19 protein-coding genes and 1 pseudogene are annotated in these 21,340 nt (G+C 44.6%); 17 read left to right on the forward strand and 3 right to left on the reverse strand.

Annotated elements, in window-relative coordinates:
* Window positions 1-5 precede the first annotated feature (5 nt).
* The 11 genes from CZ379_RS07985 (at window position 6) to CZ379_RS08035 (ending at window position 9,269) form a co-directional block, all read left to right on the forward strand.
* A complete protein-coding gene (locus tag CZ379_RS07985; RefSeq protein WP_110931170.1) occupies window positions 6-959 on the forward strand; it encodes an ATP-grasp domain-containing protein in 954 nt (317 codons plus the stop codon).
* Complete coding sequence (locus tag CZ379_RS07990; protein ID WP_110931171.1) at window positions 952-1,593, forward strand: HAD family hydrolase; 642 nt, start codon at window positions 952-954, stop codon at window positions 1,591-1,593. The genes CZ379_RS07985 and CZ379_RS07990 overlap by 8 nt, the downstream gene beginning before the upstream one ends.
* Window positions 1,594-1,624: 31 nt before the next feature.
* Window positions 1,625-2,731: a DegT/DnrJ/EryC1/StrS family aminotransferase gene (locus CZ379_RS07995; RefSeq protein WP_110931172.1), complete on the forward strand. Its 1,107-nt coding sequence runs from the start codon at window positions 1,625-1,627 to the stop codon at window positions 2,729-2,731.
* A 26-nt stretch (window positions 2,732-2,757) separates the two neighbouring features.
* Window positions 2,758-3,639 (forward strand): hypothetical protein, encoded by an 882-nt coding sequence (locus CZ379_RS08000; protein WP_110931173.1) that lies wholly within the window; start codon window positions 2,758-2,760, stop codon window positions 3,637-3,639.
* A gap of 88 nt (window positions 3,640-3,727) precedes the next feature.
* Window positions 3,728-4,618, forward strand: coding sequence for a glucose-1-phosphate thymidylyltransferase RfbA (gene rfbA, locus CZ379_RS08005; RefSeq protein ID WP_110931174.1), 891 nt, complete (start codon window positions 3,728-3,730; stop codon window positions 4,616-4,618).
* Window positions 4,619-4,780: 162 nt separating this feature from the next.
* Entirely contained in the window at window positions 4,781-5,332 is a 552-nt protein-coding gene (gene rfbC, locus CZ379_RS08010) for a dTDP-4-dehydrorhamnose 3,5-epimerase (protein ID WP_110931175.1), read from the forward strand.
* A 63-nt stretch (window positions 5,333-5,395) separates the two neighbouring features.
* Window positions 5,396-6,418, forward strand: coding sequence for a dTDP-glucose 4,6-dehydratase (rfbB, locus tag CZ379_RS08015; protein ID WP_110931176.1), 1,023 nt, complete (start codon window positions 5,396-5,398; stop codon window positions 6,416-6,418).
* On the forward strand, window positions 6,415-7,281 hold the full coding sequence (gene rfbD / locus CZ379_RS08020; RefSeq protein ID WP_110931177.1) for a dTDP-4-dehydrorhamnose reductase: 867 nt from the start codon (window positions 6,415-6,417) through the stop codon (window positions 7,279-7,281). The genes rfbB and rfbD overlap by 4 nt, the downstream gene beginning before the upstream one ends.
* A 70-nt stretch (window positions 7,282-7,351) precedes the next feature.
* Window positions 7,352-8,335: a glycosyltransferase family 2 protein gene (locus tag CZ379_RS08025; RefSeq protein ID WP_110931178.1), complete on the forward strand. Its 984-nt coding sequence runs from the start codon at window positions 7,352-7,354 to the stop codon at window positions 8,333-8,335.
* A gap of 198 nt (window positions 8,336-8,533) precedes the next feature.
* Window positions 8,534-8,908, forward strand: coding sequence for a magnesium transporter CorA family protein (locus tag CZ379_RS08030; RefSeq protein ID WP_110931179.1), 375 nt, complete (start codon window positions 8,534-8,536; stop codon window positions 8,906-8,908).
* Between the two features lie 91 nt (window positions 8,909-8,999).
* The gene (locus CZ379_RS08035) at window positions 9,000-9,269 is read left to right on the forward strand and encodes a hypothetical protein (RefSeq protein ID WP_234404860.1); all 270 of its coding nucleotides are present in this window, start codon (window positions 9,000-9,002) and stop codon (window positions 9,267-9,269) included.
* A gap of 93 nt (window positions 9,270-9,362) precedes the next feature.
* Here CZ379_RS08035 and CZ379_RS08040 read toward each other — a convergent pair whose 3' ends face one another.
* Together CZ379_RS08040 and CZ379_RS08045 are read right to left on the reverse strand one after the other, a co-directional pair.
* Complete coding sequence (locus CZ379_RS08040) at window positions 9,363-9,782, reverse strand: type II toxin-antitoxin system HicB family antitoxin (protein WP_110931180.1); 420 nt, start codon at window positions 9,780-9,782, stop codon at window positions 9,363-9,365.
* Between the two features lie 4 nt (window positions 9,783-9,786).
* Window positions 9,787-10,011: a type II toxin-antitoxin system HicA family toxin gene (locus CZ379_RS08045; RefSeq protein ID WP_110931181.1), complete on the reverse strand. Its 225-nt coding sequence runs from the start codon at window positions 10,009-10,011 to the stop codon at window positions 9,787-9,789.
* Window positions 10,012-10,236: 225 nt separating this feature from the next.
* Between CZ379_RS08045 and CZ379_RS08050 the strand changes: the two genes are divergently transcribed.
* The 6 genes from CZ379_RS08050 to ligA all read left to right on the forward strand — a co-directional run bounded on the left by CZ379_RS08050 (window position 10,237) and on the right by ligA (window position 19,155).
* Entirely contained in the window at window positions 10,237-11,181 is a 945-nt protein-coding gene (locus CZ379_RS08050; protein WP_110931182.1) for a glycosyltransferase family 2 protein, read from the forward strand.
* Entirely contained in the window at window positions 11,178-12,584 is a 1,407-nt protein-coding gene (locus CZ379_RS08055; protein ID WP_110931183.1) for an undecaprenyl-phosphate glucose phosphotransferase, read from the forward strand. Before CZ379_RS08050 ends, CZ379_RS08055 begins: the two co-directional genes overlap by 4 nt.
* Before the next feature lie 69 nt (window positions 12,585-12,653).
* Window positions 12,654-13,514 carry a phosphatidylinositol-specific phospholipase C/glycerophosphodiester phosphodiesterase family protein gene (locus CZ379_RS08060; RefSeq protein ID WP_110931184.1) on the forward strand — a complete coding sequence of 287 codons (861 nt, stop codon included), beginning with the start codon at window positions 12,654-12,656 and terminating at the stop codon, window positions 13,512-13,514.
* A gap of 164 nt (window positions 13,515-13,678) precedes the next feature.
* Entirely contained in the window at window positions 13,679-14,368 is a 690-nt protein-coding gene (gene pcrB, locus CZ379_RS08065) for a heptaprenylglyceryl phosphate synthase (RefSeq protein ID WP_199925532.1), read from the forward strand.
* Window positions 14,369-14,506: 138 nt separating this feature from the next.
* On the forward strand, window positions 14,507-16,825 hold the full coding sequence (gene pcrA / locus CZ379_RS08070) for a DNA helicase PcrA (RefSeq protein ID WP_110931185.1): 2,319 nt from the start codon (window positions 14,507-14,509) through the stop codon (window positions 16,823-16,825).
* A 320-nt stretch (window positions 16,826-17,145) separates the two neighbouring features.
* Window positions 17,146-19,155 (forward strand): NAD-dependent DNA ligase LigA, encoded by a 2,010-nt coding sequence (gene ligA / locus CZ379_RS08075; protein WP_110931186.1) that lies wholly within the window; start codon window positions 17,146-17,148, stop codon window positions 19,153-19,155.
* A gap of 880 nt (window positions 19,156-20,035) precedes the next feature.
* Here the strand turns inward: ligA and CZ379_RS08080 are convergent.
* Window positions 20,036-21,219 (reverse strand): annotated as a pseudogene (locus CZ379_RS08080) (IS3 family transposase).
* Between the last annotated feature and the right edge of the window lie 121 nt (window positions 21,220-21,340).

Raw genomic sequence — 21,340 nt, forward strand, 5'->3', positions numbered from 1 at the left:
GAAAATTGAATATTTGTATTACTTCAATAGGATCTGCTACTGCAGTAAATTTAATTAAGCTATTAAAAGCACAAACGAAGCATGAAGTGAGCATTATTGGATTGGATTGCAATACATTTGGCTATACAAGTGGAAGTCTTCTAGTTGATAAGTTTATCCAATCCCCATTAGCTTTAGAAGAGAGTTACATTAACTTTATAGAACATTTAATCGCCAAAGAAAAGATTGATGTATTGATACCTATTCATGATTTTGAAATATTTAGACTCTCTCAGCATAAGCTAGACGTTAAAATGATTATTCCGAATCAAAAAACTATTGAATTGTTTCGAGATAAGCTTATTTCTGCAGTTTCCATGCATGAAATAGGAATCACTGTTCCTCCAATAATCACTCAAGGCGAGCCTATTGGCTCGGATGTTGAAAAGGTCATCGTACGGGAGAGAGTTGGTGTAGGAAGCACAGGTATACGTATTTTGCATGTAGATGACTATTTAAAAGTTGCAAAAGTCATGAATGAGGATAAAGAGTTTGCGCAGGGATTTATTACTGGTGATGAATATACTGTAGATGTTTTTTCAGATAAAGAAGGCTTGCCAAAGCTAATTATCCCACGTATTCGTCTAGAAGTAAAAGCAGGTGTTGCTACAAAAATAAGAATTGTTCACCATTCAGAGCTTATTAAAATGACAGAAAAAATATTAAAGAAATACCCTATACCAGGATTTTGTAATGTTCAATTTATTGTGAATGAAAAGGGAATATACTTTATTGAATTAAACCCTAGGTATGGGGGAATGAGCATATCCAGTTCTCTGGCGAGTGTAAATATAATGGAACTTTTCATAGATCATCTTGTGAATTATGAACCAATGTCCGATTATAGTGAATATATGAAGTTAGTAAAATGGAATTCTGTTGTTACCAGATATTATGAGGAAATGATATTCTATGAATAAAGTTAAAATATTTATGGATTACGATGGAACTGTCGTTTCCAATCAGAAGAGGTTATATCGTTTTTTTGTAGATCATTTACCTGAGGGTTACAAGGATATTTTAACTGTAGATGAATTTTGGAATTTTAAGGTATTAGGAATTCATGAGGTAGATTGGATAAATAAGCATTTTGCTTTAGGGTTAGACAAACTAGATTGGGATAGTCGTAAATCAAAATATATTGAAGAAATGAAATATTTGAAATACAATGAATTATTTTGGTATGCTATTCCGACCTTAGAGAAGCTTGCTTTAAATTTTGATCTTGTCTTAGTAACCAGGCGTAGTAATCAAAAAAATTTATTTCAAGAGATAGAGAACAATGGTGTTTCCAAATATTTTACAGAGATCATTGTTATTCAGCATCAAGGGAACGTATGTAAGTCTGTGAAAGTACTGGAGAAGTACAATATTTCCTCACATGATATTTTTGTTGGTGATACAGAAGATGATATGAAGGCTGGGTTAAAGCTTGGTATCAAAACTTATTTTGTGAAATCAGGGATTAGAAGAGAATGGATTCTAAAGAAGTATTTTACCAATGAGTTATCCTCTAAAATCAATATTATTGAGAACATTAGCCAACTTCAATAATCATGACTATAAATAAAGGATGGGGTAGGTTATGATACCAGTTTTAAGCTTAGAACCTATGCATCAGAAGATTAGACCAGAGGTAATAAGTGCTCTAGAAAAGGTGTATGATTCTAATTGGTTTATTTTAGGCAAAGAACTAGAACAGTTTGAAGCAGAATTTGCAGAGTATTGTAATGCGAAGTATGCAATTGGTGTGGGTAATGGATTAGATGCTTTATATTTAATTTTAAAGGCATATGGAATTGGCGCTGGGGATGAGGTAATTATTCCATCTAATACGTTTATCGCTACTGCACTGGCGGTAAGTTATGTTGGGGCAAAGCCTGTTTTGGTGGAACCAATTGAGGAAACTCATAATATTAATAGTGAACTTATTGAGGATAATGTAACGAGCAGAACGAAGGCAATTATAGCTGTTCATTTATATGGTCAGCCAGCAGATATGGATAAGATTAATTTAATAGCTAAGAAACATGGATTAGTGGTCATAGAAGATGCTGCACAGGCGCAGGGAGCGTATTATAAGGAGCGAAAAGTAGGCTCGTTAGGTAATGCAGCTGGGTTTAGCTTTTATCCAGGAAAGAATATCGGTGCCCTGGGTGACGGGGGAATGGTCACAACAAATGACGAACAATTAGCAAATCGTATCAAAGAGTTAAGAAACTATGGGTCGTCAGTGAAGTATACACACACAACTAAAGGAAGTAATACTCGTTTGGATGAAATACAAGCAGCAGTACTGAGGGTAAAATTGAGATATCTCAATCAGTGGAATGAAGAGCGAAATAGGATTGCTCAATATTATAACAGCAAGCTTGCGAACCAGGGCATAATACTACCTGAAGTACCTGAATGGGCTTCACCGGTGTGGCATCAGTATGTTGTGCGGGTCTCTAATAGAGACAAAGTGCAAGAAGAGCTTAGAAATAGAGGCGTTCAAACGCTGGTACATTACCCCATTCCAATACATTTGCAAGAGGCATATAAAGAATACAACTATTTAAAAGGTAGTTTAAAGCTGACAGAACTTTTAGCAAATGAAGTGCTTAGTTTACCTATGTGGCCGGGCCTAACAGAGGAGCAGATTGAAATAGTTTGCCAAGCTCTAAACGAGGTTGTTTGCCTTGGCAAGTAAGTTGTTTTAAGGAATGAGGTATATTAATGTTTCGTAAAAAAAAGGTTCGAATTGCAATTGTTGTCGCTTTGTTATATTGTATTGCTCTTGTTGGAATGTACTCTTATGAGTATCATTTTAAAAATGCTTGGTTTATAAAAAAACTAGAAGCGCTTAACTTGAATAAACTAGATAACAATTTGACATACAGTCTGGATGAATTGTCAGTTACAGAGGATGGATATATACAATTATCAGGGTGGACATTTATAAATGGTATGTCAACCAAGGATCAAAAAGTTGTGATTAAAATTTATACTGCTGATGAAACGGAATACCTGTTTGCTGAAAGTTTGAAAAGAGAAGATGTAACAAAGGCCTATGATAATGAAGCTAATTATGATAACTCTGGGTTTGTTGTTAAATTAAAAAATTCAAAGTTAAATAACGAGGTTTATAGAATTGGTATATACTTGGAAAATGAAGGGCGACAGGCTTATATTAATACTGAGTCTATAATTTATAGAGAATCTCAGCAGATTGCATTTGAACATTTATCCAATAAGGTGGACTTAACATTAAACCTTGAACAGCGAGATATGAAATACTCCATTGATGCCCTAAAAGAAAAAAAGTTTGGATTTGAAATGGTAGGATGGTCCTTTGCTAAAAATATTGATATGAGAAATTCATCCATATATATACTCTTAGATAATGGCAAGGATCATAAGCTAATATTTGATAGCTTTAAAGTCATTCGAGAGGATGTAAAACAGAAGTTTGGTTCTAATAATTTAGATCAAACAGGTTTTGTAGTTAGAATTCCTTATGATTCATTATCTGACGAATCTAAGTATAAGGTCTCTATCGTAATCAGGAATAATAAGAAGGATTCGGTTATTATAACAAATCGTGTTATTGAGAAGTGAATGTTAAAGCGGAATAGGTGAAGTTTTAGGAAGTAGTAATTTTAAATTGTTAATATACATTGTCGAAACTGAGTTAGGAGCGAAAGCGATGAAAGGAATTATATTAGCAGGTGGGAGTGGGACAAGGTTATATCCGCTTACTTTAGCCGTGTCCAAGCAATTACTACCGGTATATGACAAGCCGATGATTTACTATCCCCTCTCCGTATTAATGTTGGCTGGAATTCAAGACATTCTGATCATCTCAACTCCAGAGGATACGCCTCGATTTCAGGATTTACTAGGTGATGGTACTAGCTTAGGAATTAATTTGCAGTATGCCGTGCAGCCATATCCAGGTGGCTTGGCCCAGGCATTTATTATTGGCGAAAGATTTATTGGAAACGATAAAGTTGCATTAATACTAGGTGATAATATCTTTTATGGTCAAAATTTTACGAAGCTATTAAGAAAAGCTAGCGAGAAAGAGGCTGGAGCTACAGTATTTGGATATTACGTAAGCGATCCTGAAAGATTTGGAGTAGTAGATTTTAGCGAGGATGGATCCGTTACTTCAATCGAAGAAAAGCCTTCAGTACCTAAGTCTAATTATGCTGTTACAGGATTGTATTTTTATGATAATCAAGTGATAGACATCGCTAAAGAGATTTCTCCATCTAATCGGGGGGAACTCGAAATAACGGATGTAAACAAAACTTACCTAAACATGGGTCAGCTGAGTGTTGAGATTCTGGGGCGTGGCTTTGCTTGGCTTGATTCAGGAACACATGAGTCATTACTAGAAGCCTCTCAATTTATTGAAACAATTGAGAAACGACAAAGCTTGAAGGTCGCTTGTTTGGAGGAAATCGCCTATAACATGGGTTATATCTCCAGGGAGGAATTGTTGAAATTAGTTGAACCTTTAAAAAAGAACCAGTACGGTCAGTATTTAATTAGGGTTGCTAATTCCAAAAGCATGCAATTATTAAAGTATTGACCTTATAAATTGGGTATGCGACTAGAGATTAATTCTAGTCAAATGCATATTATATTAGGATATGTTATATCGAGCTCGATTTTACTGCGAGGTTACTGTCTATGTTTGCTGAGTTATCACTCTTGTATATAATTGATTATGAAATAAAAGGAGGAGCAGTATATGAAAATAACTCCTTTAAAGCTGGAGGGAGCCAGTCTGCTTGAACCGGTGGCACACGAAGATCATCGGGGTTTTTTTATGGAAAGTTATAATGAGAAGGTTATGAAAGACCTTGGACTGTCTTTTGAATTTATTCAGGATAACCATTCTTTATCAAAAGAAGCAGGGGTACTACGAGGACTGCATTACCAACTAAATCCAAGAGCTCAAACGAAATTAGTACGGGTGTTAACAGGGGCGATATACGACGTTATTGTTGATTTACGGGATTCCTCACCAACTTTTGGTCGTTGGGTTGGTGTAATTATTAGTGAGCACAACAAACGCCAATTATTAGTTCCTAAAGGTTTTGCTCATGGTTACTGCACACTCGTACCAAACACTCAAGTTTTTTATAAAGTGGACGAATACTACTCACCTGAACATGACAGAGGTATACTTTGGAGTGATCCTGAGTTAAATATCGACTGGCCAGTTCGTGAACCATTATTATCTGCGAAAGATGAGAAGCACCCGGTATTAGCAGAGGCTGAAATTAATTTTAAACTATAAAAAGTATCATAAACAGTTTGTTGTTATGAACAATAAGTCCATTTCAACTAGGAGGTCTCTTTTATGAAATTGCTTGTTACAGGCGGTGCCGGCTTTATCGGCAGCAACTTTGTATTATATATGCTACAACAGTACCCTGAATACAAGGTTGTTAACGTGGATTCGCTGACTTATGCGGGTAATTTGGAAAATCTAAAATCGGTGGAGGGCAACCCGAACCATTCATTTATAAAAGCTGATATTACAGATGCTAAGACCATGGATGAGCTTGTAAGTCAAGGTGTCGACGTTATTGTGAATTTTGCAGCTGAGTCACACGTGGATCGAAGTATTCTTGAACCGGACGTTTTCGTAAAGACGAATGTGCTGGGTACCCAAGTGTTGTTGGATGCCGCACGTAAGTATGAAATTACGAAATTCGTTCAAGTTTCTACGGATGAAGTGTATGGTACTCTTGGAGAGACGGGATTCTTCACGGAGACGACTCCGCTTGAACCTAACAGTCCTTACTCCTCAAGTAAAGCAGGGGGAGACTTACTTGTTCGTGCTTACCACGAGACATTTGGTCTGCCTGTCAATATTACACGCTGCTCTAATAACTACGGGCCTTATCAATTCCCAGAGAAACTTATTCCGCTGATGATCTCCAAAGCTTTAGCGGATGAGTCACTTCCAATTTATGGTGATGGGTTAAATGTTCGGGATTGGTTATACGTTGAAGATCACTGCAGCGCCATTGATCTTGTGATTCATAAGGGACAAAACGGCGAAGTTTATAACGTTGGTGGTCATAATGAGCGGACGAATATACAAATTGTTAAAACCATTTTAGAACAATTGGGTAAGCCGGAGTCACTCATGACCTTTGTTAAAGACCGCCCAGGACATGACCGCCGTTATGGTATCGATCCTACTAAGATTATGAGTGAGCTTGGCTGGAAGCCGAGACATAATTTTGAGACAGGGATCAAAGAGACGATTGCGTGGTATTTGCAAAATAAAGAGTGGTGGACTCGTATTCAGTCAGGAGCATATCAGGAGTATTACGCTAAGCAATATGGCGAACGCCTGGGAGAGAAGGCATGAAGGTACTGGTAACTGGAGCTGGGGGGCAACTGGGGAAAGATGTTGTCTCAGTACTTCAAGAGACGGGCCATGAGATCTTAGGATGTGATCGTCAGCAGCTGGATATAACAAACCTGGATCAGTGTTATGCTGTCGTGAACTCATTTCATCCAGATGCTATTATTCATTGTGCGGCTTATACAGCAGTAGATGCGGCAGAATCAGATGTTGAGGGCGCATACTTGGTTAATGCGACAGGTACCCGAAATTTGGTGCTGGCTGCAGAACAAGTACAAGCAAAATTGGTATACGTCAGTACAGATTATGTCTTCGACGGTAATGGACAACTGCCGTACCATGAATATGACAACACTAATCCACAAAGCATTTATGGTAAGTCTAAGCGTGCAGGTGAAGTATTAACACAATCTTTGTCGTCTAAATATTTCATTGTGAGAACCTCATGGCTATACGGTGTGCATGGTAATAACTTTGTTAAAACTATGATTCGATTAGCTCAAGAGAAACCCTTGTTGAAAGTGGTAAACGATCAAAAAGGCTCACCTACTTACACTGTGGATTTAGCTCAATTTATAGGACAGCTTATTGAAACAGAGAATTATGGAGTATACCATGCATCCAACAGTGGGTCATGTACTTGGTACGAGTTCACCCAAGCGATTGTTGACGAAGCGGCTAAGATTTTGGGAGTCAAAATAGAAGCACAATTAGAGCCGTGTACAACGGATGAATTTCCAAGACCAGCTCCGCGCCCGAAAAACTCAGTTATGGAGCATATTTCCATACGGGTAAACGGGTTTCAAGATATCCGACCTTGGCGTGAAGGTCTGCAATCCTTTTTGCAAGAATTGTCGTTAAAATAGTCAACTGAATTACAGTGGCGTGCTAAAGGGCTCCTGTTCTATACACATAGAATAGGAGTTTTTGTTTATAATGGATAATATAAAAATGTGGAGGAACTGTGGTGTGATTCCTAAAATCCAAGTTTTGCTGTCAACGTATAACGGTGAACAATTTCTTAATGAACAATTAGAGAGCTTATTAGCACAGCAGAATGTTGATTTAAACATTCTTATTAGAGATGATGGCTCGATAGATTCCACGGTAAGCATTATAGAAACGTTTATAAGAAAGTATCCTCAGATGGTCAAATTGTATATAGGCGAAAATAAAGGAGCAAAAGCAAGCTTTTTTGACTTATTAGAGAAGGCAGCAGAGCATTCTAATGATTTTGACTTTGTAGCTTTTTGTGATCAGGACGACGTGTGGCTGAGAGAAAAATTAGTATCTGCCGTTAAAATTCTTGAGAACGACAAGAACAATAATTCCATGCCGATGATGTATTGTTCAGCAACTCAAATGGTACAAAGTGATTTGCGAAATTTGGCTGTTTGGCCCAAGCCTCCCTGTCAACCAATTAGCATTTATAATGCGGTAGTAGAGAATATTGCTGTCGGATGCACAACAGTTCTTAATAGAGATGCCGTGAGGCTTCTTGCAGCCAATATGCCGACCCATATAACCGATGTAATCATGCATGATTGGTGGGCTTACATTTGCGTGTCTTCAAGTGGAAAAGTTGTATTTGATGAAAATCCTCATATTTTATATCGGCAGCATACAAATAATGCCCTTGGCGGCGGGACTGATAATTGGCTAATGAAATGGATTAATAGATTCAAAAGATTTTCAAATGGTAAGAATCATTATATTATCAGTAACCAGGCCAGGGTATTTCTTGAGACTTTTCAAAGTAAGCTGCCTTCTGAGCAGATAAATATAATAAGACAATTAGCGGACGTACCCCAAAAAAAAGTCTTTGAGCGTTTGTTATTCGCGTTACGTCAGCCCTTTTACCGCCAAAGTTCTATGGATAATTTGGTTTTGAAGATTCTTATATTTCTCGGCAAAGTCTAATAATTATAGAGTGAACTTTCCGACCTGCTTAGAAACCTATAGCTCCGAAATGAAGCATTCTAAATCCGCACGAACGGAGAGAGGGGCTTCGGGCCTTTTGGGCGGAGCTGGCAGCGAGCAGCAGCATAAAATGATCTAGCACCCATTAGCTCGGTTTGTTATAATGGGATGTATCATGTTAGAAGTGAGGTTGTTGAGATGGAAATCGAGAATGTACTTCAACAACAGCAGGAATTACTTGCGCAGCTTATTCAGATGGTTGCTGAAAATAATCAGAAGCTGACGAAAATGGATCAAAAATTTGATTTGATGGATCAACGTCTGGATTCTATGGATCAAAGATTTGATTCGATGGATCAACGTCTAGACTCTATGAATCAGCGATTAGGTCAAGTGGAGCAGCAGACGGCAAAGATCGACCTCATCGAGCAAAAGCTGGATAAATTATCTGGTCGATTAGAAGAATACCGTGACGAGGCATATTCGCAACGTCGGCATATGACCGGAATGGAAGCGGATTTAAACGAAATTTTTCGTCGAATTGAGAGACTGGAAGATCATACAGAAATCTAATCCATATTGGATATAAGACGTAGAGAGCACTCGGATTCAGCGGTGCTCTTTTCTTGTAATATGACAAAACTTTAGAAAAGGAATTAAGCCTATGTTACCTAGCGTTAGCGTACATATTGTAACCTATAAGCATCCGAATACCGGAAGTGCCACAGGGCTGCTCCTACTGAAATCCATGCCTGATATTGTCGATAGCACTGGAATTGTCATGAATGGAATTTGGCGCGCATTTGATCGGGGGGCGGGAGAGGCCGCACAGCTGTGGCACAAATCCGGTAACGTGTTTGGCGTATCAGGGGCGGCAGCTTTGTATGCCCGGACAATGATTAAGGATATTTCGGATTCAAGGGAAACTTTTTGATGCGGATTTCTTTGCATATTAAAGAAGATGTGGATGTGGCTTGGCGAGCACAGCAGCTTGGCTGGAAGGCTAATTATTGTGCAAACTTTTTTATTAAGAGCGGTGATTATTAATCCCGAGACTTCGTTTCAGTCCCTCGTGAAGAACTTGAGAGAAGTTAATATGTTGCTTCTCAGCTTCATCGTTTAACCACTTAGGCACCGTGAGCGTTTTCTTGACAGCCTTGGATTCCATCGCCTCTCTAATTACAGGCATGTAGATTTGGACATCACATGCCGCCTCGCTGTCCTCGCGTTGAACTAAAATATCATCGAGGGTGGAAGGCTCTGGAATGTTGTCACCATCTTGTTCCATAACATAAATAAATCCCTCCAGTGCTTCCTTTGCCGAAGCATGTGCTTCTTCGGCAGTATTCCCGAACGTATTGCAACCAGGGAGATCAGGGAATCTAACCGAAATACCTTCCTCGGCATAATCAAATAAGGCCCAAAATCGATAAACGTCTTTTTTCATAACTTTAATTCAACCTCCTAGGTGAAACGGTGTGGTTAGCCCTTAATTCCGGCATTTTTAAGATACTCGCTTGTGTTTTCGGAGGAAAGCTGTTCTTAGGATGTGGCACCGTAACTTTTCCGGGCTTTGTCGGATGCTTGAAGTAATGATGACTACCATGTACTCCGATTAAATACCATCCGTCCTCTTCGAGTAATTTGATTAATTCTCTCGAATGATATGCTTTCACATCGCCCCTCCTTATAACTTGATTTTACACGTATAAAAAGTACGTGTCAACAACAGGAGGAATATTAAGATTCACTACCAAACCACGTCACCCCTAGCGATAATTTGTCTCTTTATTTTCATTTATATGACCAAATCAGAGAACTCTATTAATTTATCAGTAGCAGTACCCCACCTATGTTATAATGTCGATAGATTACTATTTTTGTCAGGGGCGCGTTTTAAAATGGACTTAAGCATCATCATCGTAAATTACAATACCTGCCGTTTAACGCTCGATTGCCTGCAATCGGTATATGGCTCCGAGACGGCTTACAAATATGAGGTTTTTGTGGTCGATAACGCCTCTGTGGACGGCTCCGTCGAGGCGATTGAAAGTGAGTTCCCTCGGGTTCAGCTCATAGCTAACGAGGAGAACACCGGCTTCGCCAAAGCAAACAATCAAGGGATGGAGATCGCCAAGGGACGCTATGTGCTGCTGCTCAACTCGGACACGATCGTGCAGCCGGATACGCTGCAGACGATGGTGTCTCTTATGGACGTGCGGCCTGATCTCGGAGCTTCAGGCTGCAAAATCATCCTTCCCGACGGTTCGCTGGACAAAGCCTGCCGGCGGGGCTTTCCTACGCCTTCGGCGTCGTTTTACTATGCCTTCGGCTTCTCCCGGCTGTTTCCGAATACACCGCGCTTCAACCAGTACCAGCTCGGCTACCTCGATCCGAATGAAGCTTATCCAGTTGACTGCCTAATGGGAGCCTTTATGCTGGTGCGCCGCGAGGTGATCGGGCAAATTGGCGGATTGGACGAGATCTTTTTTATGTATGGCGAAGATGTCGACTGGTGCTATCGCATTAAGGAAGCCGGCTGGGGCATCCACTATGAGCCTGCGACATACATTGTTCACTATAAGGGGGCGAGCAGCCGCCGCAAGCCCTTCAAGATTATTTATGAGTTCCACCGCGCGATGTGGGTGTTTCACCGCAAGCATTACAAGCATCGTTACTCGTGGTTGACTAACGGAGCGATTTACTGCGGAATCGCGGTAAAATTCATGCTGTCCTTGATCGGTAATAAACTGAGACCGGGCAAGCCGGCGGCCCGCTCGCTACCAGCCTCGGGTTCAGCCAGCACGACGCAAGGAACCAACAGTAACATGGAGGTGAGACGATGATCCGGAAAAATCAACGATTTCTGACTCAACTGTATATTTTGACGGATTTCGTGTTCATTCAACTGGCCTTCTTGCTCGCCTGGTGGCTGAAATTCGAAAGCGGCCTGATTCCTTATGAGCATCCTCTTCCTTTGGAGATTTATGCGTTCTGGAGTCTAGTGTATGGTGCCGTATCCATCCTTGTGGGCGTTCTTGTTTCTTTTTATTCGCCCAAGCGCAAGAAGCGGTTCGCCGATGAAGTGCTCAAGATCATTCAGGTGCATTTTACGAGCCTCGTCATCCTGCTCAGCTTGATGTTCTTCGTGAAGCAGGTCGATATTTCGAGGTACTACCTGGCCATCTATATGGGCTTTAATCTGCTGTTCATCATGCTATACCGTTATTTTTTAAAAAATTCGCTGAAACAGCTTCGCAGAAAAGGCTATAACAAGCAGTTCGTGCTTATTATCGGAGCCGGTTCACTCGGCCGCAAATTCCACGATAACCTGAAGCTGTATCCGGAACTCGGATATGAGATTATCGGTTTTCTTGATGACTATCAGCAGTGGGAGGGCCATGAAAAGGGCCGATATAGTCCTATTCTAGGTACGGTCAATCAGTTGGAAGAGATTCTGGAGAGCAAGCTCATCGATGAAGTCGTGCTGGCCCTCCCGCTGGATGCGCACTCTCGCTACGCCAAGATCATCGCCTGCTGCGAGAAAGCGGGCGTGCGGACGCTGATCATCCCCGACTTTTTCGATTACCTGCCTGCGCGGCCGTATTTCGACAATTTTGCGGGCATGCCGATGATCAACGTGCGCGACATTCCGCTCGATATGGCGGGAAATCGCCTGGTGAAACGAGCCTTTGACATCTTATTTTCCATAGCTGCGATTATTATAACGCTGCCGGTGATGCTGCTTGTTGTCGTCGGCATTAAATTGACCTCACCCGGGCCGGTGATTTTCAAGCAGGAACGAATGGGGCTGAATCGACGCACCTTTCAAATGTATAAATTCCGTTCGATGAAGGTGCTGCCGGAAGGATCGGTGGATACGGGCTGGACGACGGAGAACGATCCGCGGCGCACGGCGTTTGGAGCATTTATACGCAAGACGAGCATCGATGAGCTGCCGCAATTTTTCAACGTGCTTGCCGGGCATATGAGCGTCGTGGGCCCTCGTCCCGAGCGTCCTTACTTTGTAGAGCAATTTCGGGAGGAAGTGCCGAAGTACATGGTGAAGCACCATGTTCGTCCGGGCATTACCGGATGGGCGCAAACCCATGGCCTGCGCGGGGACACGTCGATCGAGGAGCGAATCCAACATGATATTTTCTATATCGAGAACTGGTCGATGCTGCTGGACATCAAAATCATACTGCGGACGATCATCCACGGTTTCGTGAACAAGAACGCTTACTAGAGTTGCTTGCTAGAACTGCTTGTGCCGCTCTTTTGATCTGCTGCTTGAAACAAAGGATGTTGTTTAACGATGAGAAAAAAACGGCTATACAGCCTGCTGACAGTCTGTGCGATAGGGATCATCCTGCTTGCGATCTGGCTCCTCCGGCCATCAGAGCAGACGTTTACAGGCTTTAAGGCATACCGCATTATCGCTCATGCGATGGGCGGCATTGAGGACATGACCTATACGAACACTCGCGAAGCTTTTATCGCTAATTATGAGAAAGGGACTCGGGTATTCGAAGTGGACTTGCTGCTCAGCAAGGATGATGAGTTGATCGCTCGCCATGAATGGGGCGAGTTCTTCACGAACATGCTTCGTCAGCAGGATGAGCTCAGTAAGGAGCGGCACGGAGCGGTATGGACGGCGGCCGAATTTAAAGAGGCTAAAGTGGACGGACAGTTCGAGCCTCTTCTCTGGGAAGATATCGTGGATCTGCTGGCGGAATATCCGGACATCTACATTGTGACAGATACGAAGCAGATTACGCCGGAGGAAATCGATCATATTTTTGAAAAAATCGTAGAATCTGCGGAGAGCAAGGATCCAAAGCTGCTGGAACGCATCGTGCCGCAAATTTACAACCAGCCGATGCTGGAGCAAATTAAGCAATATCACCCTTTTGATTCCATTATATATACGCTTTATCAATCACAGGACAGTGATCGGCAGGTCATCAACTTTGCCCGTAACAACGGGATCGCTGCGGTGACCATGTCCGAGGGCCGAGTCAATGAGAAATTGGTCAAGTCTTTGAAACGGGCGGGAATTCCGGCGTATGTTCATACGATTAATGATAAGAAGCTCGTATCCAAGTATATGAATATGGGCGTTTACGGCTTCTATAGCGACTTTCTGGCTGGTAATGATGTCGATGCCTCCCGTTGATCTGTTCCCCTAAGATGCGAACATTGACACGGTATCCTTCGTCACTTAGACTTAGGAATGAAGTGCTTTTATCACCATTAAAAAGGTACCATCGATGATGAGATTTGAAGGTGGCGGGGCGTGTGACGGGCCCCGTTTTTCGTGCCGATGTGGGAGGAATGGAATTGAAGCAAGCGATACACTCTTGGCGACATGTGTTTAAAATCGATCCCGATCGCACCCTGGAGAATGCTGCCTTGGAAGCCATTTGTCTGTCAGGTACGGACGCGGTCATGGTGGGGGGCTCGAGTGGCGTCACTTACGATAACACGGTAGACCTGCTGTCGCGTGCGCGTCAGTTCGAGGTTCCTTGCGTATTGGAGGTTTCCGACCTGGAGGCGGTCGTTCCCGGATTTGATCTATACATGATTCCGATGGTGCTTAACACGAAGCATCCCGACTGGCTAATCGGACACCATGCACGAGCCGTCCATAAATATAGTTACTTGATCCCTTGGGAGCAGTTGATTCCTGAGGGATATATCATTTTGAATCCGGATTGTACCGCGGCGGCTGTCGCCGAAGCTGATGCATCTCTTACGGAATCTATGGCCGCTGCCTACGCGCAAATTGCCGACAAACTGCTGCATCTGCCAATCGTCTATTTGGAATACAGCGGCATGCTCGGCGATTTGGAACTGGTATCCACGGTGCATCGCACGTTGGATGAATCGCGGTTATTCTACGGAGGAGGCATCAAAGATGCCGCTACGGCGCGACTTGCCGCAGCAGCCTGTGACACGATTGTAGTGGGCAATGCCCTATACAGTGATTTGGATCAGGCACTTGCCACGGTCGCCGCGGTTAAGGGCTAGAGCGAGTGGACAGAGTCTGAGCAATTGCAAGGGCTTTGATCCAGACAGGCCATAGCTAGAGCTGGAATGCCCTGGCTGCGGCAGTAGTAGTGGCATTTTGAACGGATGTGTCTTGAACTGATGGAAAGGAGTATCTCTATGCAACCTGTAAATATACACGAAGCGATAACTAGGCTGAATCCAGAGCAGCGCCGGGCCGTGGAGGCCACGGAGGGCCCGCTGCTCATTATGGCGGGTGCGGGCAGCGGCAAGACGCGGGTGCTTACGCATCGCATCGCGTATCTGATAGCTACGCGCAAAGCGCCGCCATGGGCGATCCTTGCGATTACTTTTACTAATAAGGCCGCCCGGGAAATGCAGGAGCGCGTGTCCGGGCTCGTAGGGCAAGAAGGAAGGGACATTTGGGTCTCCACCTTCCACTCGATGTGCGTCCGTATTTTGCGCCGGGATATTGAACGAATCGGCTTTTCTTCGAGCTTTTCAATTCTTGACTCGACAGATCAGCTATCCGTCATTCGCAATTGCATGAAGGATCTCAATATCGATACGAAGAAATTTGAGCCGAAGGCGGTTCAAGCCATGATCAGCACCGCGAAGAACGAATTGATCACACCGCAGAAATATGAGCAAAAAGTGGGAGACTATTTCGAAGGAATCGTCGCCAAAGTGTACATGATGTATCAGAAGCGGCTTCGCCATAACAACTCCCTGGATTTCGACGATTTGATCATGAAGACGATCGAGCTGTTCAAGGAAGTTCCCGAAGTGCTCGACTTCTATCAGAAGAAATTCTCCTATATTCACGTCGATGAATATCAGGATACGAACCGCGCCCAGTACATGCTGTGCAAGCTGCTGGCTAATAAGCATCATCGCATTTGCGTCGTTGGGGACAGCGACCAGTCGATTTACCGCTGGCGAGGAGCGGATATTACGAATATTCTCAATTTTGAAGAGGACTATCCGGAGGCAACCACGATTCTTCTTGAGCAGAACTATCGCTCCACTTCAACGATCCTTAATGCAGCGAATGCTGTCATTGGCCGGAACACGGGCCGCAAGCCCAAAAACCTGTGGACCGACAAGGGCGATGGCGATAAAATTAAATTATACCGGGGAAATTCTGAGCATGACGAGGGTTATTTTGTAACGTCAGAAATCCATAATAGTATTAAAAGAGGCCGAAGCTATCGTGACCACGCGATACTGTATCGAACGAACGCACAATCGCGGGTCATTGAGGAAACGCTGATCAAATCGGACATACCTTATCAGATCGTGGGTGGAATCAAGTTCTACGATCGCAAAGAGATTAAGGATCTGCTCGCTTATTTGCGGCTGCTCTCCAATCCCGACGACGATATCAGTTTAACGCGAATTATTAATGTGCCAAAGAGAGGCATCGGCGACACGACGGTAGCTAAGCTGGCAGCAGCGGCAGCCGAGCGGGGGGTATCCATCTTCCGTCTGCTCTATACGGTCGATGATCTAGGCTTTGCCGGACGGACGCGGAATGCGCTCGTTGAGTTCTATGATATGATCTCCGCGCTGCATCAAATGGTGGAATATTTGTCCGTCACCGAATTGACGGAGAAGATACTGGAAATGTCGCAGTACCGCCTGGAGCTGCAAAATGAGAACACGCTTGAGTCGCGTTCTCGCCTTGAGAATATCGATGAATTCCTCTCCGTAACGATGGAGTTTGAGAAGAATAATGAGGAGAAGACGCTGGTTTCATTTCTAACCGATCTTGCGTTGATCGCGGATATTGACACGATGAACGATGAAGAGGGGGATCAGGCGGGCGATGCGGTCACTTTGATGACGATGCATAGCGCCAAGGGGCTGGAGTTCCCTGTCGTCTTCATTATCGGCATGGAGGAAGGGGTGTTTCCGCATAGCCGTGCGTTTCTCGACAACGAGGAGCTGGAAGAGGAGCGGCGGCTTGCTTATGTAGGCATTACAAGAGCGGAGGAGCGGCTGTTTCTCACCTGCGCACAAATGCGGACGCTCTTTGGCCGTACGTCAGCGAATGCGCCCTCCCGATTCCTGGAGGAAATTCCAGAGGAGTTGAAGGAGGGCACCGAGATTGCCCGTGATCGCTACCAGCGCGGCGCAGGAATTGGCGGAGCTTACAGCGGCCGCGGATTTGGAGCGAGTACAGGCGGCAACTTCGGACATCGATCGCCTGATCAGGGGGCGAGAGCCTCAGCGCCGTCTTCCAGCGGCGTTACCGTCACTACAGGTGTATCCAGCGGCTCGACTGTTAAACCTACGAACTCCGGTGACTTCAACGCTGGCGATAAAGTGTCGCACGGCAAATGGGGCATAGGAACCATCGTAGCGGTAAAAGGTACGGGGAATGATATGGAACTGCAGATTGCTTTTCCCGCCCCGGTAGGGGTTAAGCGTCTGCTCGCCGGCTTCGCACCGATTACGAAGGTAGAGGAGATGTAACAACTCCCGACTCACTGCTGTCATGCAGCGAAATTCCGTGTGCTGGGTGCCTTGCGTGGTACGCAATTGTTATGAAACATCATGGAAACAAATGCAATAATGAATTGTAACAGCGAAACGATGCGGAGCCTAACAACGCGAGTGATGAGCAGGTGAGCGTAACCGGCGCAATTATAGGAAGCGGTGCTGGCGCGTGTAACCTCGATCACTGCTTCGTCGGGCAAGATATAAGCAGTAAACGAAAGGCCGAAGGGGCCGGAGCGAATAGAGCTGGTCTCTTTACCTTCGATACATAATTTGTTTAGGAGGGTTGTCCGTATATGGATGCGATGCAAACGATGGAACGGCTCGTTGAACAATTAAATCAATACAACTATCATTACTACACCTTGGATCAGCCTTTGGTAAGCGACAAGGAATATGACGCCCTGTACGACCAGCTGACTGCGCTGGAAGCCGAGACGGGTATCGTCCTCCCTGATTCCCCAACCGGCCGTGTGGGCGGGGAACTGCTGAAGGGCTTCGAGCCGCATCGGCATTTATCGCCGCTTTGGAGTCTGGACAAAGCGCAGACGGAGGAGCATCTGGTGAACTGGAACAATCGAGTACTTCGTCTGATCGGGGACTATAATAGTAAAAATCCGGACACCCCGCTCCCCGCCCCTACCTATGTGGTCGAGCTTAAGTTCGACGGGTTGACGTTGAATCTCACTTATACCGACGGAAAGCTCGTTCAAGCATCGACTCGGGGGAATGGCGTAGTTGGTGAAGGGATTCTCGCCCAAGTCAAGACGATCAAGTCGGTGCCGCTGACGATCCCCTACAGCGAGGGGACGATCGAGGTTCAGGGAGAGGGCATTATGAATTTGTCCGTTCTGGCCAAATACAACGAGACTGCCGCCGAACCGCTTAAGAACGCGCGGAATGCCGCCGCGGGAGCACTGCGTAATTTGAATCCGCGTACGACGGCTGAACGCAAGCTGAACGCGTACTTTTACAATGTCGGATACTCCGATAACATCCAATTTGCCGATCATCGCGAGATGATGAGCTTCCTGCAGGACAATCGTTTTAAAGTGAACACGTATATTGAGTACTTTGATGATTTCGTCCAGGTTATGAAGGCGTTAGAGGATATTCAGCAGCGCCGTGATTCCCTTGATTATTTGATCGACGGAGCCGTCGTTAAAGTCACCGATATGAGAACCCGTGAGGTGCTGGGCTATACCGATAAATTCCCAAGATGGGCCATCGCTTATAAATTCGAGGCTGAAGAGACAACGACGATTCTGGAGTCTGTATCCTGGAACGTGGGACGCACCGGTAAGATTACGCCGCTAGCCAAGGTTGAGCCTGTCGAGCTTGCTGGCGTAACGGTACAGAACTGCACGTTGAATAATGCTGGCGACATTGAGCGCAAGAACTTGAAATTTGCACTTGGAACACGGGTATTCATTCGCCGCTCAAATGATGTCATCCCGGAAATTCTCGGGAAAGTTACCGAGGAGCATGATGGAGAGGAAATCGTATTCCCGGATACCTGTCCGGCTTGCGGCTTCCCGTTGGAGCAGCGCGGTGCCCATTTATTCTGCAACAATCGACTTGATTGCAAGCCGCAAATTGTGACGCGCATAACCCATTTCGCTTCTCGTGATGCCATGGATATCGAGTCGTTAAGCGATAAAACGGCGGAACAGCTGTATGAGGAACTGGATGTCCACGAGCCGGCTGATCTATATACGATCGAGTTTGATCAACTGATCAAGCTGGAGCGTTTTGGCGAGAAGAAAGCCAACAATCTGCTGGATGCGATTAATAAAAGCAAGGGTCGGGATTTGGCTTCGTTCTTATATGCGCTGGGCATTCCGAACACCGGTAGATCGACAACAAAGGTGCTGGCTGATCATTATCGCGATTTAAATACGATTATGACGGCTACAGAGGAAGAGTTGATGCAATTGCCGGATATCGGCGGCATCGTTGCTGAGAGCATCGTCACGTTCTTCGCCGACCCGTTCATGCAGGCTGGCATCAATAAAATGCTAGAGCTGGGCGTGGAGGCTAAGGCTCCGGAGGAGCGTGCTCCGGTGAAGGAATCCTTCTTTACAGGCAAGACTGTGGTACTCACTGGAACGCTGCACCAGTTGACCCGCGATGAAGCGACAGAACGTCTTGAGGCTCTTGGTGCCAAAGTGACGGGGAGTGTATCCAAGAAAACCGATCTCGTCATCGCCGGAGAGAAGGCTGGCAGCAAGCTGACCAAGGCCAAGGAACTTGGGATTGCGGTCATCGAAGATGAGAATGAGCTTGTTCGTTTGCTGAACGAATAGCTTGCTAAGCAGCAGCTTGATGAATGATGAATGTCCCATTGAGGCTGCATCACGGCTGGATGCTGCTGAGGATGCCCCTGCGGAAAGATGACTAGTAAGGATAGCTCTTGGATGGATGTCCCACGGAAAGATGATTGCTGAGGATATCCTCGGATGGATGACCGACGGACGGATACACCACTCAGGATGTCTCACTGAGGATATCTATCTCACTGAGGATATCTCGGATGGATGCCCTCATATGGGTGCCCATGGATGAATCTCTCGAATGCCCCCTTGGCAAGCAGAAGCTTGCTGGGGGGCATTTTACTTATGAATAGTAAGCTTCGATGGTTGATGGATCAAAGCGGTATTATGCTTGGTTACCGGAGCATTAACTTTGATTCGCAGCACGTTTGAAGCGCATATTGTGGCAAGCATACGAGCCAAAGTAGAGAATGATTGGATTTAGAAAAGGCGACTAAGTATTTCTGAATTTGCTGGATTGAGTGAATACGGGTGGATATTGGTGCAGCATACAGTTGAGGGGATAATAGCTACGACCAGTTCCGTAAATATCGTAGATACCCCAGATACCTCCAATACATCAAATCCGCAGATATCCCAAATACCGCTAATACCGCAGATGCTGCAGTTACGGCAAACACCTCATATACCGCTAATACCTCCGATTCGGCCAATAACCGCCAATAACCGCCAACACCATAGATGCCGCAGTTACGGCAAATATCGCAATACCGAAGATACTGCATACCGTAAAATGGTATATACATACCAACTGTATTTGTTGTATTTAAATTATGCGACATACCTCTTTACATGTGACCTAGATGAATTTTTGGACTTCTGTCAAGAAAGTGGACACCTATTAAGTGAAAGTTTACGCCGTCTTCTTCTTGAATTGCGCAGCAAATTGAACCGGCGACACATAGCCGATTGAACTGTGGATTCGTTTGCGGTTGTAGAAAAATTCAATGTACCTGTAAATGGTCTCGTAAGCCTGTTGTTTGGTCTTGAACTTCGTTCTGTAGATGAGTTCTTTTTTCAAGATGCTGTGAAATGACTCGATACAAGCGTTATCGTAGCAATTCCCTTTACGACTCATGCTAACCTTCATGGAATACGATTCCAGCTTGTCACGGTACTCCTTCGATGCGTACTGTGAACCGCGATCGGAATGGTGAAGCAATCCCTTACCTGGTTTTTTCGCATCATATGCGGCCTCTAGAGCATCTAAGACAAGTTCTGTTGTCATCCGGCCGTAAAGCCGCCAACCCACGATCTCGCGTGTGCACAGATCCATCAGACTAGCCAAGTACAGCCGTCCTTCTCGGCAGGGGATGTAGGTAATATCTGCAACCCACACTTTGTTCGGTTCAGATACGGCAAAGTTCTGGTTCAACTCATTGGGAGCAATGGGTGAGTCATGATTGGAATCGGTCGTCTGCACCTTAAATTTACGGGAGACACAAGAACGCAACCCCAGTTCTTTCATGTAGATGCTAACTGTGCGCTCCGCGACCTGGATACGCTCTTTCCACAGCATTCGGGTAATCTTAGGACTGCCGTAGCGTTCCCCGGAGTCATGAAAATGATACTTGACTCTCTCCAGAACCTTCGCCTTTCGAAGTTTCTGCTCGCTAGGCAATGCCTTTTGCCACTTGTAGAAGCCACTCCGAGACACTTGTAAAACCTTGCACATCTTCTCCACCGAAAACTCGGAGCGATGTTCTTCAATGAATTGGAATCTCAATTCCTTTCTTTGCTGAAGATGTGCAGCGCCTTTTTTAATATAGCGAGTTCTTCCTGGAGATCTTGATTTTCCCGCTCCTTCTCTTGATTCTCCAGTTCCTTATTACGCAGTTGTTGTTCGAGTTGACGCACTCTCTCCGGTGTGACTAAAGATTCCAGCTGGATTTCATCGCGGTAAAGTGCTTTCCAGTTGTGCAACACACCGGCAGATATACCGAGTTCTTCGGCCAACTGCGGCATGGACTTACTTTGCTCTAAAATATACTTCACTGTCTGCTTCTTAAACTCTTCACTGTAACTATTACGTTCCATCCGGACATCTCTCCCTTAAGAATTATTATCTAGGTTCACTTAAGGACTGTCCACTTTTTATTCTAGTTGCAGATATGCAATAAAAAATGGGGGAAACCAGGATGTGAGGCTAATCGTCCAG

The sequence above is a fragment of the Paenibacillus bouchesdurhonensis genome (genome assembly GCF_900155685.1).
Taxonomy (GTDB): Bacteria; Bacillota; Bacilli; order Paenibacillales; family Paenibacillaceae; genus Fontibacillus; species Fontibacillus bouchesdurhonensis.

Coding starts and splice junctions, on each gene's coding strand:
- CZ379_RS07990 (WP_110931171.1), top strand. CDS start 952: ATGAATAAAGTTAAAATATTTATGGATTACGATGGAACTGTCGTTTCC.
- CZ379_RS07995 (WP_110931172.1), top strand. CDS start 1,625: ATGATACCAGTTTTAAGCTTAGAACCTATGCATCAGAAGATTAGACCA.
- CZ379_RS08000 (WP_110931173.1), top strand. CDS start 2,758: ATGTTTCGTAAAAAAAAGGTTCGAATTGCAATTGTTGTCGCTTTGTTA.
- rfbA (WP_110931174.1), top strand. CDS start 3,728: ATGAAAGGAATTATATTAGCAGGTGGGAGTGGGACAAGGTTATATCCG.
- rfbC (WP_110931175.1), top strand. CDS start 4,781: ATGAAAATAACTCCTTTAAAGCTGGAGGGAGCCAGTCTGCTTGAACCG.
- rfbB (WP_110931176.1), top strand. CDS start 5,396: ATGAAATTGCTTGTTACAGGCGGTGCCGGCTTTATCGGCAGCAACTTT.
- rfbD (WP_110931177.1), top strand. CDS start 6,415: ATGAAGGTACTGGTAACTGGAGCTGGGGGGCAACTGGGGAAAGATGTT.
- CZ379_RS08025 (WP_110931178.1), top strand. CDS start 7,352: ATGGATAATATAAAAATGTGGAGGAACTGTGGTGTGATTCCTAAAATC.
- CZ379_RS08030 (WP_110931179.1), top strand. CDS start 8,534: ATGGAAATCGAGAATGTACTTCAACAACAGCAGGAATTACTTGCGCAG.
- CZ379_RS08035 (WP_234404860.1), top strand. CDS start 9,000: ATGTTACCTAGCGTTAGCGTACATATTGTAACCTATAAGCATCCGAAT.
- CZ379_RS08040 (WP_110931180.1), bottom strand. CDS start 9,782: ATGAAAAAAGACGTTTATCGATTTTGGGCCTTATTTGATTATGCCGAG.
- CZ379_RS08050 (WP_110931182.1), top strand. CDS start 10,237: ATGGACTTAAGCATCATCATCGTAAATTACAATACCTGCCGTTTAACG.
- CZ379_RS08055 (WP_110931183.1), top strand. CDS start 11,178: ATGATCCGGAAAAATCAACGATTTCTGACTCAACTGTATATTTTGACG.
- CZ379_RS08060 (WP_110931184.1), top strand. CDS start 12,654: ATGAGAAAAAAACGGCTATACAGCCTGCTGACAGTCTGTGCGATAGGG.
- pcrA (WP_110931185.1), top strand. CDS start 14,507: ATGCAACCTGTAAATATACACGAAGCGATAACTAGGCTGAATCCAGAG.
- ligA (WP_110931186.1), top strand. CDS start 17,146: ATGGATGCGATGCAAACGATGGAACGGCTCGTTGAACAATTAAATCAA.